Origin of the sequence: Streptomyces recifensis (genome assembly GCF_002154615.1) — a bacterium.
Lineage (GTDB): Bacteria > Actinomycetota > Actinomycetes > Streptomycetales > Streptomycetaceae > Streptomyces > Streptomyces griseoluteus.
The window spans coordinates 1-14,681 of record NZ_MUNH01000096.1 but is presented as its reverse complement, the minus strand read 5'-3'; the positions used below and the strand labels follow the sequence as shown (position 1 = coordinate 14,681).

The 14,681-nt window shown below is 70.6% G+C and carries 14 protein-coding genes; 2 read left to right on the top strand and 12 right to left on the bottom strand.

Annotated features, from left to right (window positions below; translation table 11 throughout):
• Positions 1-69: 69 nt before the first annotated feature.
• Positions 70-507: a PPOX class F420-dependent oxidoreductase gene (locus CCN33_RS06385; protein ID WP_086692091.1), complete on the top strand. Its 438-nt coding sequence runs from the start codon at positions 70-72 to the stop codon at positions 505-507.
• Here CCN33_RS06385 and CCN33_RS06380 read toward each other — a convergent pair.
• The 8 genes from CCN33_RS06380 to tkt form a co-directional block, all read right to left on the bottom strand.
• Entirely contained in the window at positions 504-1,154 is a 651-nt protein-coding gene (locus tag CCN33_RS06380) for a TetR/AcrR family transcriptional regulator (protein ID WP_086692088.1), read from the bottom strand. The two genes, CCN33_RS06385 and CCN33_RS06380, sit on opposite strands and share 4 nt — an antisense overlap.
• Positions 1,155-1,276: 122 nt before the next feature.
• Positions 1,277-1,870 carry a histidine phosphatase family protein gene (locus CCN33_RS06375; RefSeq protein WP_086692085.1) on the bottom strand — a complete coding sequence of 198 codons (594 nt, stop codon included), beginning with the start codon at positions 1,868-1,870 and terminating at the stop codon, positions 1,277-1,279.
• Positions 1,871-1,876: 6 nt separating this feature from the next.
• A complete protein-coding gene (gnd, locus tag CCN33_RS06370; RefSeq protein ID WP_086692083.1) occupies positions 1,877-2,755 on the bottom strand; it encodes a phosphogluconate dehydrogenase (NAD(+)-dependent, decarboxylating) in 879 nt (292 codons plus the stop codon).
• 1 nt (position 2,756) lies between these two features.
• Entirely contained in the window at positions 2,757-4,412 is a 1,656-nt protein-coding gene (pgi, locus tag CCN33_RS06365; protein WP_086692080.1) for a glucose-6-phosphate isomerase, read from the bottom strand.
• On the bottom strand, positions 4,412-5,338 hold the full coding sequence (opcA, locus tag CCN33_RS06360) for a glucose-6-phosphate dehydrogenase assembly protein OpcA (RefSeq protein WP_086692077.1): 927 nt from the start codon (positions 5,336-5,338) through the stop codon (positions 4,412-4,414). The genes pgi and opcA overlap by 1 nt, the downstream gene beginning before the upstream one ends.
• A complete protein-coding gene (zwf, locus tag CCN33_RS06355; RefSeq protein WP_208621669.1) occupies positions 5,335-7,038 on the bottom strand; it encodes a glucose-6-phosphate dehydrogenase in 1,704 nt (567 codons plus the stop codon). Before zwf ends, opcA begins: the two co-directional genes overlap by 4 nt.
• On the bottom strand, positions 7,038-8,180 hold the full coding sequence (gene tal / locus CCN33_RS06350; protein WP_086692074.1) for a transaldolase: 1,143 nt from the start codon (positions 8,178-8,180) through the stop codon (positions 7,038-7,040). Before tal ends, zwf begins: the two co-directional genes overlap by 1 nt.
• A gap of 34 nt (positions 8,181-8,214) precedes the next feature.
• Positions 8,215-10,290 (bottom strand): transketolase, encoded by a 2,076-nt coding sequence (gene tkt / locus CCN33_RS06345; protein ID WP_086692071.1) that lies wholly within the window; start codon positions 10,288-10,290, stop codon positions 8,215-8,217.
• A 144-nt stretch (positions 10,291-10,434) separates the two neighbouring features.
• On the opposite strand from tkt, the gene CCN33_RS06340 reads away from it, so the two are divergent.
• On the top strand, positions 10,435-11,340 hold the full coding sequence (locus tag CCN33_RS06340; protein ID WP_086692068.1) for a helix-turn-helix domain-containing protein: 906 nt from the start codon (positions 10,435-10,437) through the stop codon (positions 11,338-11,340).
• A 137-nt stretch (positions 11,341-11,477) separates the two neighbouring features.
• Here the strand turns inward: CCN33_RS06340 and CCN33_RS06335 are convergent, their stop codons facing one another.
• The 4 genes from CCN33_RS06335 to CCN33_RS31865 all read right to left on the bottom strand — a co-directional run.
• Positions 11,478-12,890, bottom strand: coding sequence for a glycoside hydrolase family 16 protein (locus CCN33_RS06335; RefSeq protein WP_086692066.1), 1,413 nt, complete (start codon positions 12,888-12,890; stop codon positions 11,478-11,480).
• Positions 12,891-13,072: 182 nt separating this feature from the next.
• Positions 13,073-13,675, bottom strand: coding sequence for a death domain-containing protein (locus CCN33_RS06330; protein WP_086692063.1), 603 nt, complete (start codon positions 13,673-13,675; stop codon positions 13,073-13,075).
• On the bottom strand, positions 13,672-14,019 hold the full coding sequence (locus CCN33_RS06325; RefSeq protein ID WP_086692060.1) for a hypothetical protein: 348 nt from the start codon (positions 14,017-14,019) through the stop codon (positions 13,672-13,674). The genes CCN33_RS06330 and CCN33_RS06325 overlap by 4 nt, the downstream gene beginning before the upstream one ends.
• Positions 14,019-14,681, bottom strand: a 663-nt coding sequence (locus tag CCN33_RS31865) for a wHTH domain-containing protein (RefSeq protein ID WP_483027236.1), incomplete at its 5' end; no start/stop codon positions are given. The genes CCN33_RS06325 and CCN33_RS31865, both read right to left, overlap by 1 nt.

Sequence of the window (14,681 nt, the reverse complement as noted above, 5' to 3'; positions counted from 1 at the left end):
GGCCACGCGTGGCCTCGGTCCACGGCCGGTCCGGGAATGCCGGCCGAGTCCTCCTCCGTTGACGTGGATATGACTCAGGACACGACGCAGGACGCGCTGCTGGCGCTGCTCTCCGAGGGGCACGGCGGGGTGCTGGTCACGCAGAAGCGGGACGGGCGGCCCCAGATGTCCAACGTCGTCCACGCCTACGACCCGGATGAGCGGATCGTCCGGATCTCGGTCACCGACGACCGCGCCAAGACCCGCAACCTGCGCCGGGACGCCCGCGCCTCGTACTACGTGACCAGCGCGGACCGCTGGGCGTACACCGTCGCCGAGGGCACGGCCGAGCTGAGCCCGGTCGCGGCCGACCCGCACGACGAGACGGTGGAGGAGCTGGTGCGGCTCTACCGCGAGGTGCTGGGCGAGCACGACGACTGGGACGACTACCGTGCGTCCATGGTCCGCGACAGGCGGCTGGTGGTCCGGCTGCACGTGGACCGGGCGTACGGCGTGCCGAAGCGCTAGCGGGTGAGATAGGCCAGCACCATGTCGGAGAGCATCCGGCGGTAGTGCTCGCGGCGGGCGGGGGCGGCCAGGTCGCGGTCGAAGAGGGCGCCGAAGGTGTGGCGGCCGGCGACCCGGTAGAAGCAGAAGGCGCTGATCATCGCGTGCAGGTCGACCGCGTCCACGTCGGCCTTGAACGCCCCCTGCTCCCGCCCGGCGTCCAGTACACGGCGGAGGGTGTCCAGGCCGGGGGAGTCGATGCGGCCGAAGCGGCGGGCGGCGGCGAGATGCAGGCCGCCGTGGATGTTCTCGATGCCGACCAGGCGGACCAGGTCCGGGTGGCGTTCGTGATGGTCGAAGGTGACCTCGGCCAGGCGGCGGACTGCGGCGGCCGGGTCCAGGTGCTCCAGGTCCAGCGGCTCCTCGACCTCGTGCAGCGCGCCGTAGGCCCGCTCCAGCACGGCCGCGAAGAGCTGCTTCTTGCCGCCGAAGTAGTAGTAGATCATCCGCTTGGTGGTGCGGGTGCGGGCCGCTATCTCCTCCACGCGGGCGCCGTCGTACCCGGCACGGGCGAACTCGCGGGTCGCCGCGTCGAGGATGTCCGACCGGGTGCGGGCCGCGTCCGGTAACCGCCGCGCGGGGTCCACCGGTTCGTCGGCGCTGCTCATCGCGTTCCTTCCGGCCGTGGGGCGGGGCTTGTACCGGTCTGCCGGTGATTGTAGGAGCCCGGCCCGCCGGACGTGGAGACGGCCCGGAGCGACCAGCAGGTCGCTCCGGGCCGTCTCGCGCCTCAGGGCAGCCGGTTCCACTCCGCTATCACGGGGCGGCCGTGCTCGGTGGAGAGGCGGCTCACCGTGCCGGTGGCCAGCTGGAACAGTCGTCCCTCGCGGGGCGGCAGGCCCAGCCTGCGGGCCGTCAGCACCCGCAGCACATGGCCGTGCGCGACGAGCAGTACGTCGCCGTTGTCCGTCTCCAGCGCCTTCTCCACGCGGGCCAGCACCCGGTCGACGCGCGCCCCGATCTGCTCGGGCGACTCGCCGGGGTGCCCCTCGGGGCCGGGCACCGCCCCGTCGGTCCACAGGTCCCAGTCGGGCCGGGTGCGGTGGATGTCGACGGTGGTGATGCCCTCGTAGCCGCCGTAGTCCCACTCGCGCAGGTCGGGCTCGGGCTCGGCGCCGGTCACGCCCGCCAGCTCGGCGGTGCGCCGGGCCCGGCCGAGCGGGCTGGTCAGGGTGAGTGCGAAGCTCCGGCCGGCGAGGAGCGGGGTCAGCGAACGCGCCTGCTCCTCACCGTGCTCGGTGAGGGCCAGATCGGTCCAGCTCGTGTGCTGGCCCGACCTGCTCCACTCCGTCTCGCCGTGGCGGACCAGCAGGAGGTCCCCCACGGCGGGTCAGCCCTTCTTCTCGACGGCGTGGCCGCCGAACTGGTTGCGCAGCGCGGCGATCATCTTCATCTGCGGCGAGTCGTCCTGACGGGAGGCGAACCGCGCGAACAGCGACGCGGTGATGGCCGGGAGCGGCACCGCGTTGTCGATGGCGGCCTCGACGGTCCACCGGCCCTCGCCGGAGTCCTCGGCGTAGCCGCGCAGCTCGTCCAGGTGCTCGTCGTCGTCGAGGGCGTTCACCGCGAGGTCGAGCAGCCAGGAGCGGATGACCGTGCCCTCCTGCCAGGAGCGGAAGATCTCGCGGACGTTGTCCACCGAGTTCGCCTTCTCCAGCAGCTCCCAGCCCTCGGCGTACGCCTGCATCATGGCGTACTCGATGCCGTTGTGGACCATCTTCGAGAAGTGCCCGGCGCCGACGCGGCCGGCGTGGACGTATCCGTACGGCCCGTCGGGCTTGAGGGCGTCGAAGACGGGCTGGAGGCGGTCGACGTTCTCCTTGTCGCCGCCGACCATCAGGGCGTAGCCGTTCTCCAGGCCCCAGACGCCGCCGGAGACGCCCGCGTCCACGAAGCCGATGCCCTTGATGGCCAGTTCGGCGGCGTGCTTCTCGTCGTCCGTCCAGCGGGAGTTGCCGCCGTCCACGACGACGTCGCCGGGGGAGAGCAGGTCCTTCAGCTCGTCGATGACGACCTGGGTGGCGGTGCCGGCCGGGACCATGACCCAGATCGTGCGCGGCGCGTCGAGCTTCTCGACCAGTTCGGCGAGGTCCTTGACGTCGGTCAGGTCCGGGTTGCGGTCGTAGCCGATGACCTGGTGGCCCGCGCGGCGGATGCGCTCGCGCATGTTGCCGCCCATCTTGCCGAGGCCGATGAGTCCGAGCTGCATGTCAGTTCACTTCCTTGAGGGAGCGGTAGGCGGCGACGAGGGCCGTGGTGGAGGGGTCGAGGCCGGGCACCTCGGCGCCTTCGGTGAGGGCGGGCTCGATGCGCTTGGCCAGGACCTTGCCCAGCTCGACGCCCCACTGGTCGAAGGAGTCGATGTTCCAGACCGCGCCCTGCACGAACACCTTGTGCTCGTAGAGGGCGACGAGCTGGCCGAGCACCGAAGGGGTCAGCTCGGGGGCCAGGATCGTCGTGGTGGGGTGGTTGCCGCGGAAGGTGCGGTGGGCCACCTGCGCCTCGGCGACGCCCTCCTCGCGGACCTCTTCCTCGGTCTTGCCGAAGGCCAGGGCCTGGGTCTGGGCGAAGAAGTTGGCCATCAACAGGTCGTGCTGGGCCTTCAGTTGATCGCTCAGCTCGTCCACCGGACGCGCGAAGCCGATGAAGTCCGCCGGGATCAGCTTCGTGCCCTGATGGATCAACTGGTAGTACGCGTGCTGCCCGTTGGTACCGGGCGTACCCCAGACCACCGGTCCGGTCTGCCACTCCACCGGTGTGCCGTCCTTCTGCACGGACTTGCCGTTGGACTCCATGTCCAACTGCTGGAGGTAGGCGGTGAACTTCGACAGGTAGTGGCTGTACGGCAGGACCGCGTGCGACTGCGCGTCGAAGAAGTTGCCGTACCAGATCCCCAGCAGGCCGAGCAGCAGGGGCGCGTTCTCCTCCGCCGGAGCGGTACGGAAGTGCTCGTCCACGGTGTGGAAACCGTCCAGCATCTCCCGGAAGCGCTCCGGACCGATCGCGATCATCAGCGACAGGCCGATCGCGGAGTCCAAGGAGTACCGGCCGCCGACCCAGTCCCAGAACTCGAACATGTTGTCGACGTCGATGCCGAACTCGGTGACCTTCTCCGCGTTCGTGGAGAGCGCCACGAAGTGCTTGGCCACGGCCTTGTCGTCACCGAGGGCGTCCAGCAGCCAGGTACGGGCCGAGGTCGCGTTGGTGATCGTCTCGATCGTCGTGAACGTCTTGGACGCCACGATGAACAGCGTCTCCGCGGGGTCCAGGTCCCGCAACGCCTCGTGGAGGTCGGCGCCGTCCACGTTCGACACGAACCGGACGGTGAGGTCACGGTCGGTGAAGGCGCGCAGTGCCTCGAACGCCATCGCCGGACCCAGGTCGGAACCGCCGATACCGATGTTGACGACGTTCCTGATCCGCTTGCCGGTGTGACCGGTCCACTCACCCGAGCGGAGCCGGTCGGCGAAGCCGCTCATCTTGTCCAGCACCGCGTGCACGGCCGGGACCACGTTCTCCCCGTCCACCTCGATCACCGCGTCCCGAGGCGCACGCAGCGCGGTGTGCAGCACCGCGCGGTTCTCGGTCGTGTTGATCCGCTCACCACGGAACATCGCGTCCCGCTGCCCGAACACATCGGTGGCGACGGCGAGTTCCTGGAGCAGGGCCAGGGTCTCGTCGGTGACCTGGTGCTTGCTGTAGTCGATGTGCAGGTCGCCCACCCGGACGACGTAGCGCTCGGCCCGGCCGGGGTCGGCGGCGAACAGCTCGCGCAGGTGCGGCTGACCGCCGGCGCGGTGGTCGGCCAGGGCCGTCCACTCGGGGCGCCGGGTGAGCTTGGGGGTGTCTGACGATGCGTCGGACATCAGGCGTTCTCCTTGGGTGCCTCGCCGGTCAGGGCGACGGCGTACATCTCGTCCGCGTCGAGGCGGCGCAGCTCCTCGGCGATCAGCTCCGAGGTGGGGCGGACCTTCAGGGCCAGGGTGCGCGGCGGCTGGCCCGGCAGGGTCAGCGTGGCGAGCGGGCCTTCGGGGCGGTCGATGACGATGTCGCCCTCGTCGGTGCCGAGCCGCACGGCGGTGACCACCGGGCCCTCGGAGACGACGCGGTCCACCTTGACGTGCAGACGGGCCTCCAGCCAGCGCGCGAGCAGCTCGGCGCTGGGGTTCTCCGCCTCCGCCTCCACGGCGGCCGAGGTCACCTGGACCCGCGCCTGGTCCAGCGCGGCCGCGAGCATCGAGCGCCACGGGGTGAGCCGGGTCCAGGCCAGGTCGGTGTCGCCCGGCGCGTAGGTGCGGGCACGGGTGTCCAGCACCTCCAGCGGGTTGTCCACCGCGTACAGGTCGGTGATCCGGCGCTGGGCGAGCGCGCCGAGGGAGTCCTTGGCGGGAGCCTCGGGGGCGTCCACCGGCCACCAGACCACCACGGGCGCGTCCGGGAGCAGCAGCGGCAGGACCACCGAGTCGGCGTGGTCGGACACCTCGCCGTAGGTGCGCAGCACGACCGTCTCGCCGGCGCCGGCGTCGGAGCCGACCCGGACCTCGGCGTCGAGCCGGGAGGTGGTCCGTTCGCGCAGGTTGCGCCGGTGGCGCTTGATGACGACCAGGGTGCGCGAGGGGTGCTCGTGCGAGGCTTCCCCGGCCGCCTTGAGGGCGTCGTAGGCGTTTTCCTCGTCCGTGACGATGACCATCGTCAGGACCATGCCCACAGCCGGGGTGCCGATGGCGCGGCGGCCCTCCACCAACGCCTTGTTGATCTTGCTTGCCGTGGTGTCGGTCAGGTCGATCTTCATGGCCTGCGCCAGCTCCGTCCGTCTCGTGCGAGCATCTCGTCCGCTTCCTCGGGTCCCCAGCTTCCGGACGCGTACTGCGCCGGCGTGCCGTGCTCGCTCCAGTAGCGCTCGATCGGGTCGAGGATCTTCCAGGACTCTTCCACTTCCTGGGTGCGCGGGAACAGGTTGGCGTCGCCGAGCAGCACATCGAGGATCAGCCGCTCGTACGCCTCGGGGCTGGACTCGGTGAAGGACTCGCCGTAGGCGAAGTCCATCGACACGTCCCGGATCTCCATCGAGGTGCCGGGCACCTTGGAGCCGAAGCGGACGGTCATGCCCTCGTCCGGCTGGACGCGGATGACGATCGCGTTCTGCCCCAGCTCCTCGGTGGCGGTGGAGTCGAACGGCGAGTGCGGGGCGCGCTGGAACACGACCGCGATCTCGGTGACGCGACGCGCCAGCCGCTTGCCGGTGCGCAGGTAGAACGGCACGCCCGCCCAGCGGCGGTTGTCGATCTCCAGCTTGATCGCCGCGTACGTGTCGGTCTTCGACTTGGGGTCGATGCCCTCCTCGTCGAGGTAGCCGACGACCTTCTCGCCGCCCTGCCAGCCGGCCGCGTACTGGCCGCGCACGGTGTGGTCGCCCAGGTCGTCCGGGAGGCGGACCGACTTCAGGACCTTCAGCTTCTCGGTGAGCAGCGCGTCCGCGTCGAACGCGATCGGCTCCTCCATGGCGGTCAGCGCCATGAGCTGGAGCAGATGGTTCTGGATCACGTCACGGGCGGCGCCGATGCCGTCGTAGTAGCCCGCGCGGCCGCCGATGCCGATGTCCTCGGCCATCGTGATCTGCACGTGGTCCACGTAGGAGCGGTTCCAGATGGGTTCGTACATCTGGTTGGCGAACCGGAGCGCCATGATGTTCTGGACGGTCTCCTTGCCCAGGTAGTGGTCGATCCGGAACACCTGGTCCGGCTCGAACACCTCGTGCACGACCTTGTTCAGCTCGTGCGCGCTCTCCAGGTCGTGGCCGAACGGCTTCTCGATGACCGCGCGGCGCCAGGAGCCCTCGGGGGCGTCCGCCAGGCCGTGCTTCTTGAGCTGCCGGACGACCTTGGGGAAGAACTTCGGCGGCACCGAGAGGTAGTACGCGAAGTTGCCGCCGGTGCCGCGGGAGGCGTCCAGCTCGTCGACGGCCTCCTTGAGCTGGTCGAAGGCGGTGTCGTCGTCGAAGTCGCCGGGGATGAAGCGCATGCCCTCGGCGAGCTGCTGCCAGACCTCCTCGCGGAACGGCGTACGCGCGTGCTCCTTGACCGCGTCGTGGACGACCTGCGCGAAGTCCTGGTCCTCCCAGTCGCGGCGGGCGAAGCCCACCAGGGAGAAGCCCGGCGGCAGCAGACCGCGGTTGGCCAGGTCGTAGACGGCCGGCATCAGCTTCTTGCGGGACAGGTCGCCCGTGACACCGAAGATGACCAGACCCGACGGCCCCGCGATGCGGGGCAGCCGGCGGTCCTGGGGGTCGCGCAGCGGGTTGTCCCACTCGGCGGCCGGCGTGACCGGGACCCGGATGTCCTCGGCCTCGCGGACCGCGGCGGGCTTCGCCTTGGTCCGCGTCCTGCGCGCCTTGGGCTCCGCCTCGGCGGCCGGCTTCGGCTCCGCCTTCGGCTCGGCCTCGGGCTCGGCCTTGGTGGCCGCCGCCTTCGGCTCGCCTGACTTGCTCGTCATTACGCGTCCACTCCCTTGCTCTTCAGGGACTCGGTCACGGCGTCCAGCAGCTCCAGCCAGGCCGCCTCGAACTTGGCGACGGCCTCGTCCTCGAGCTGCTGGACGACCTCGTCGTAGGAGATGCCCAGCTTCTCCACGGCGGCGAGGTCGGCGCGGGCCTGCTCGTAGCGGCCGGTCACCGTGTCACCGGTGATGTCACCGTGGTCGGCGGTGGCCTTGAGCGTGCCCTCGGGCATGGTGTTGACGGTGCCGGGGGCGACCAGCTCGTCCACGTACAGGGTGTCCTTGTACGCCGGGTCCTTCACACCGGTGGAGGCCCACAGCGGGCGCTGCTTGTTGGCACCGGTCCCGGTCAGCGCCTGCCAGCGGGCGGAGGCGAAGACATCCTCGTACGCCTCGTAGGCCAGACGGGCGTTGGCGAGGGCCGCGCGGCCCTTCAGGCCGAGGGCCTCGTCGGTGCCGAGGGCGGTCAGGCGCTTGTCGATCTCGGAGTCCACACGGGACACGAAGAAGGACGCCACCGAGTGGATCCGCGAGAGGTCCAGGCCGCGCTCCCGGGCCTTCTCCAGGCCCGCCAGGTAGGCGTCCATGACGGCGCGGTAGCGCTCCAGGGAGAAGATCAGGGTCACATTGACGCTGATGCCCAGGCCGATGACCTCGGTGATCGCCGGGAGGCCCGCCTCGGTGGCCGGGATCTTGATCATCACGTTGGGGCGGTCGACCAGCCAGAAGAGCTGCTTGGCCTCGGCGACCGTGGCGAGGGTGTTGTGGGCCAGACGGGGGTCGACCTCGATGGAGACCCGGCCGTCCCGGCCCTCGGTGGCGTCGTACACACCGCGCAGCACGTCGGCCGCGTCACGCACGTCGGCGGTCGTCATCATGCGCACGGCCTCGTCGACCGTGACACCGCGCTCCGCCAGGTCGGTGAGCTGCTCCTCGTAACCCTCGCCGGAGCCGATGGCGGCCTGGAAGATCGACGGGTTGGTGGTGACGCCGACGACGCCGCCGTCCGTCACGAGGGCGGCCAGGTCGCCCGAGGTGATCCGCTTGCGCGACAGGTCGTCCAGCCACACCGACACGCCCTCGTCGGCGAGACGCTTGAGGGCTCCGGGGGTGCTGATTGCTTCGGTCACAGTGCTCATCTTTCTTCGTCGCGTAATTCTGTGTCGCGGGGGATCAGGCGCGCGCGGCGGCCAGCGAGGCGCGGGCGGCGGCGGCGACGTTCTCGGGGGTGAAGCCGTACTCGGCGAACAGGGCGTTCGCGTCGGCGGAGGCGCCGAAGTGCTCCAGGGAGACGATGCGGCCGGCGTCACCCACATAGCGGTACCAGGTCAGGCCGATGCCCGCCTCGACGGCGACGCGCGCCTTCACGGCGGCCGGCAGGACGCTCTCGCGGTAGGCGGCCGGCTGCTGGTCGAACCACTCCACGCACGGCATGGACACCACGCGCGTGCCGGTGCCCTCGGCCTCCAGGGCGTTACGGGCGGCCATGGCGAGCTGGACCTCGGAGCCGGTCGCCATGATGATCACCTCCGGGACCTCGGTCGAGGAGTCGGCGAGGACGTAGCCGCCCTTGGCGGCGTCCTCGTTCGGAGCGTACGTCGGTACGCCCTGCCGGGTGAGGGCGAGACCGTGCGGGGCCGGGTCGGTGGCGTGCCGCTTCAGGATCTCGGCCCAGGCGATGGCGGTCTCGTTGGCGTCCGCCGGGCGGACCACGTTCAGGCCCGGGATCGCGCGCAGCGCGGCCAGGTGCTCCACCGGCTGGTGGGTCGGGCCGTCCTCGCCGAGGCCGATGGAGTCGTGGGTCCACACATAGGTGACCGGGAGCTGCATCAGGGCCGACATACGGACGGCGTTGCGCATGTAGTCGGAGAACACCAGGAAGGTGCCGCCGTAGATGCGGGTGTTGCCGTGCAGGGCGATGCCGTTCATCTCCGCGGCCATGGAGAACTCACGGATACCGAAGTGGACGGTACGGCCGTACGGGTTCGCCTCGGGCAGCGGGTTGCCCTTCGGGAGGAAGGAGCTGGTCTTGTCGATCGTGGTGTTGTTGGAGCCGGCGAGGTCGGCCGAGCCGCCCCACAGCTCGGGCAGCACCGGGCCGAGCGCCTGGAGGATCTTGCCGGAGGCGGCACGGGTGGCGACGGACTTGCCCTCCTCGAACACCGGGAGCGCGTCCTGCCAGCCCGCGGGCAGCTCGCCCTTGGAGACGCGGTCGAACAGCTTCGCGCGCTCGGGCTGGGCGGTGCGCCACTCGGCGATCTTCTTGTCCCAGGCGGCGTGCGCCTCGGCACCCCGGTCCAGGGCGCGGCGGGCGTGGCGCAGCACCTCGTCGGAGACCTCGAAGGTCTGCTCCGGGTCGAAGCCGAGGACGCGCTTGGTGGCCGCGATCTCCTCGTCGCCCAGGGCGGAGCCGTGGGACGCCTCGGTGTTCTGCGCGGTCGGCGCGGGCCAGGCGATGATCGTGCGCATGGCGATGATGGAGGGGCGGCCCGTCTCGGCCCTGGCGGCCTCCAGCGCGGCGTGCAGCGCCGGGACGTCCACGTCGCCGTCGGCGGTGGGCTCGATGCGCTGGGTGTGCCAGCCGTACGCCTCGTACCGCTTCAGGACGTCCTCGGAGAAGGCGGTCTCGGTGTCGCCCTCGATGGAGATGTGGTTGTCGTCGTAGAGGAAGACGAGGTTGCCGAGCTTCTGGTGGCCCGCGAGCGAGGACGCCTCGGCGGAGACGCCCTCCTCCAGGTCGCCGTCGGAGACGATCGCCCAGATCATGTGGTCGAAGGGGGAGGTGCCCTCGGGGGCCTCCGGGTCGAAGAGACCGCGCTCGTAGCGGGCGGCCATCGCCATGCCCACCGCGTTGGCGGCACCCTGGCCGAGCGGGCCGGTGGTGGTCTCCACACCGGCGGTGTGCCCGTACTCGGGGTGGCCGGGCGTCTTCGAGCCCTGGGTGCGGAACGCCTTGAGGTCGTCCAGCTCCAGCTCGTACCCGGCGAGGAAGAGCTGGGTGTAGAGGGTCAGCGAGGTGTGGCCGGGGGAGAGCACGAAGCGGTCACGGCCGGTCCACTCCGGGTCGGCCGGGTCGTGCTTCATCACCTTCTGAAAGATCGTGTACGCGGCAGGCGCGAGGCTCATCGCGGTGCCGGGGTGGCCGTTGCCGACCTTCTGCACCGCATCGGCCGCGAGAAGCCGGGCCGTGTCGACGGCGCGGCGGTCGAGATCGGTCCACTCGAAGCTCTCGGGTGTCTGGGTGCTCATCTTCAAGAAGTCCTCTTCAGAAGCGGGGATGCTGATCAAACGCGTTCAAACTTAAAAGTCTGACTTTTTCGCGGAAAGGTCGGGGTGTGTCAGCCTGTGGTGAATCTGGGACACCGATCGCTTGACAGGAACGGCAAATCGAACATGGCGGACAGATCGCCTCAACGTGTGGGTCACGGCACGGACGGTGACGGGATCAGGACCTTTCCCTTCCCGACCGAGCTGGCCGTGGGCGGTGTCGGCATGCAGGTCGGCCCGATGGGTGAGGACCGCACCTGGCATGCGGATGCCCCGCTGGACCGGGTCCATCGCATCGACTTCCACGTGGTGATGCTGTTCACCGAGGGGCCGGTCCGGCACATGATCGACTTCGCCGAGTACGAGGCGGGCGCGGGGGACGTGCTCTGGATTCGGCCCGGCCAGGTGCACCGCTTCTCCCGCACCAGCCGGTACCGGGGCACCGTACTGACCATGCAGCCGGGCTTCCTGCCCCGCTCCACCGTCGAGGCGACCGGCCTCTACCGGTACGACCTGCCTCCGCTGCTGCACCCCGACCCGGCGCAGCGCACCGCGCTGCGGGACTCCCTCGCCCAGCTCGGCCGCGAGTACGAGGACACCGAGACCCTGCCGCTCAGCCTGCACACGGCCGTCCTGCGGCACAGCCTCACCGCGTTCCTGCTCCGCCTCGCCCACCTCGCGGCCAGCTCCGCCGAGGCCAACCGCAGCCAGGCGGACACCACCTTCACCCTGTTCCGGGACGCGGTGGAGCGCGGTTTCCACTCCAACCACAGTGTCAACGCCTACGCCGACGCGCTCGGTTACTCCCGCCGCACCCTCGTCCGCGCGGTACGCGCCGCCACCGGCCAGACCCCCAAGGGCTTCATCGACAAACGCGTCATCCTGGAGGCCAAGCGCCTCCTCGCCCACACCGACATGCCCATCGGCCGGGTCGGCGCGGCGGTCGGCTTCCCGGACGCGGCCAACTTCTCCAAGTTCTTCCATCTGCACACCGGAGTCACGCCGGTGGGGTTCCGGGCGGAACTGAGCTGACACCTCGTCCCCGTCCCCGTGCCGGGCGTGGGGGCCGGTGTGCCGACGGGTGCCTCACCGGCGACGGGTGCCGGAGGCGCCGGAACCAGTGAAGCCGAACGGCGCCGGAGCCCTTGGCCCCGGCGCCGCCGCTTGCGTCAGTGGGTGAAGGTGAACCAGTTCACGTTCACGAAATCGGCCGACTGGCCGCTGGTGAAGGTGAGATAGACGTCGTGGGTGCCGGTGACCCCGCTGATGTTGGCCGGGACGGTCTGCCAGTTCTGCCAGCCGCCGGTGCCGGACAGGGCGAAGCTTCCGATGGGGGCGTTGGAGCGGCTGTCGAGCCGTACCTCGACCAGCCCTCCCACGCCGGCCGCCGCCCCGCTGGCGACGCGCGCCTTGAACTGGGTGGCGGGCGTCGAGCCGAAGTCGACGCCCTTGTACTGCGCCCAGTCACCGTTCGAGACGTAGCTGAGGTTCTGGCCGCCGCCGGTGTCCGTGGTGGTCTCGGTGTTCACGCCGGACTGGCTGTCGAAGGACTCGGCCTGGATGGTGCCGTAGGCGTCGCGGTTGCCGGTGGGCGGGGGAGTGGTGCCGCCGCCGCTGCCGGACTGGAGCACCTGGACGTAGTCGACGGTCATCGGGTGGCCCGGGTCGGTGTCGGCGTAGGGGCCGCCGCCGAAGGCGCCCGGGAAGCCGCCGCCCATCGCCACGTTGAGGATGAGGAAGTAGCCGTGCTTCGTGGCGTTGTTCCAGGTCGTGGCGTCGAACTGGTTGGCCCGCACGGTGTGCAGGTTGACCCCGTCGACGTAGAAGCGGATCTCCTCGACGGAGGTCGAGCGGTCCCACTCCATCGCGTAGGTGTGGAACGCGGACTGGCAGGTGCTGCCGGGGCAGGCCGTGGAGTTGCCGACGCCCGTGGTCTCATTGCACGGGCCGCCGGGGTTGGTGCCGCAGTGGAACGTCGACCAGACGGTGTTCAGGCCCTGGACGTTCTCCATGATGTCCAGCTCGCCGACGCCCGGCCAGTTCTGGTAGTTGCCCCGGTACGGCGCCCCGAGCGCCCAGAACGCCGGCCAGTAGCCCTTGGCCGCCGCGCCCGTGACGTTCGGCATCTGGATGCGCGCCTGCACCCGCAGCTTGCCGCCCGCCGGCGGCTGGAAGTCGGTGCGGTTGGTCTCGATACGGCCCGAGGTCCAGCGGCCGGAGGAGTCGCGGCGCGGGGTGATCTGCAGGTTGCCGTTGCCGTCGAGCGCGACGTTGCTGGTGCTGTTGGTCATCGTCTCGACCTCGCCGGTGCCCCAGTTGGCGGCGCCGCCCGGATACGAGGTCCCGGTGTCGTACTGCCAGTTGGCGGTGTTGACACCGGAGCCCGCCGAGCCGTTGAAGTCGTCCAGGAACACCTGGGTCCAGCCGGACGGCGGCGTGGGGGCCGACGCGTCGGCGGGCGCGACGCCGGCCACCGCGGCCGCGGCCGCGAGCCCCAGCGTGCCGAGGGCGGCGACCAGCGCCCGCCGGACAGAACGCCGGCGTCTGCCGGCGGCCGGGGAGGTGCCGGAGGTTTCACTCATGGGGGTGCCTTCCGGTGTACGGGATGAGGTGCGGGGACCCCGTAAGCCTTTTGAGAGCGCTCTCAGGATGCGCACAATGTGCTCCCCGCTCCTGCGGGCGTCAAGGGTTGAAGCAGGGAAACTCCGTATGCAGCACCGGAGTTCACTGTCCGAAGGCGTGCGCACCGGTGCGGCTCGCGTGCTCAGCAGGACTTGGCCGGGGTGATCTTCCGGACCTCCGCCCCAGGCAGGACGACCTGCCGTTCGGTGCCGCCCGTGGTGCGGATCAGCGTGACCTTGTCCGGCTGGTACGACACCAACTCACCGCAGACCGGGCCGGCCGGGGTGGTCACCTTCACCAGATCGGCCGCCGGTTCCTCCGTCCTGGTCCAGGAGACGAACAGGGCGGCGACGACCAGGGCCACCCCGACGGTCAACGCGATGGCGCTGACGTACACGGCCCGCCGTACCCGGCCGATCTCCCGCAGCGTCCACTCGCGCAGTGCCTGGCCGCCAAGCCTCACCCGCTCGCCGGGCCTGCCGAAGGACGCGCGCACCGCGAACAGCGACCCGCCAAGGAGCAGCAGGAAGGCGCCGACGAGCAGCCCTACGGCCACCGTCCGCCAGGGCGCCTCCAGCGCGGACAGGTCGTCGCGGCCCTTCAGCGTGGTGACGACCGTGACCAGCGCGGTCAGGCCGAGGAGCCCGTTGCGCCAGCCCTCGGCCTGCTTACGGAGTACGTCGAGCTGGCTGAACTCCAGCTCGCGCGCCAGCTCGGCCCACCGGCGGTCGGTGCCCGCGCTCATGTCCCGCTGCCCGAGGCGGGCTTGATCCGCCAGTAGGCCCCGCAGCCGACGAAGAGGGCGCCCTCCGGGAGCTCGGGATGGCCGAACCCGCATTCGCAGTAGAGCACTTCGTCCGCGACCACCGCCGAACGCTTCGCCGGAGTCAGCTGCTTGTCCCGCCTCCACTGCATGCCCTTCGAGCCGACGACACCGAGCGGGAAGTCCGTCGTGCTGGTTCCGTGGCATCGAGGGCAGGGGCCGGTCACGGCGACCGTGCTCGACACGGAGGTGAGCCGGAACTCGCTCTCGTCTCGCACACCGAGGTCGAGTTGGACGTAGGAGAGGTCGAGGTCGTGCGCGGTCATCAGGCGGGTTCCTCCTCCGGCTGGGGTGCGTCGCCGTCCTTCGGGACGTGCAGGCCGAACATCGTTGCGTACAAGGCCAGTCGGTCCCCGACCCAGGCGGTGTCGGTGTCGAGTTCGCGGGCCAGGGCGGCGACTCGCTCCGGTGGCACGCTTCCGGAGACGGCGGGAGCGCGGCCGTTAAGTCCCTCGCTCAGCAGGATGAGGTCCTGCCACAGGGGGAGTTCGTCCGGAGCCTCGGGGGCGTCGACCACGATGCCGAGCGGTTCGTAGCAGCGGAGGCGGTCGTAGACCTCGCGGACGGTGCGGCCGGCGCGGGCGGCCACGGCGACGATCTCGAAGGGGGTGAGGGTGGGGGACTCGCGGGGTTCCTGGCCGGTCATACCTTCGGAGAGGGCGCGGATCTCGTACCGGTGCGGCTTGATGTGTTGGACGAGCCGCCGCTCCTCCTCGGTCAACACCGGTACCGGGGCGCCGAGCGCACGGTAGGGAGCGAGACGGTCCAGGACGTCGCCGATGGTCAGGAGGGAGCGGAGCGCGTACTTGGCGATGTGGAGCGGTGCCAGAGAGATCCAGTCGGCCCGGATGTTGTCGGCGCTGTCGAGCTGGACGATGTCGGTGAGCAGCTCGGAGTCGGCTTCGGCGGGGGTGAGCGCCAGGGCCTC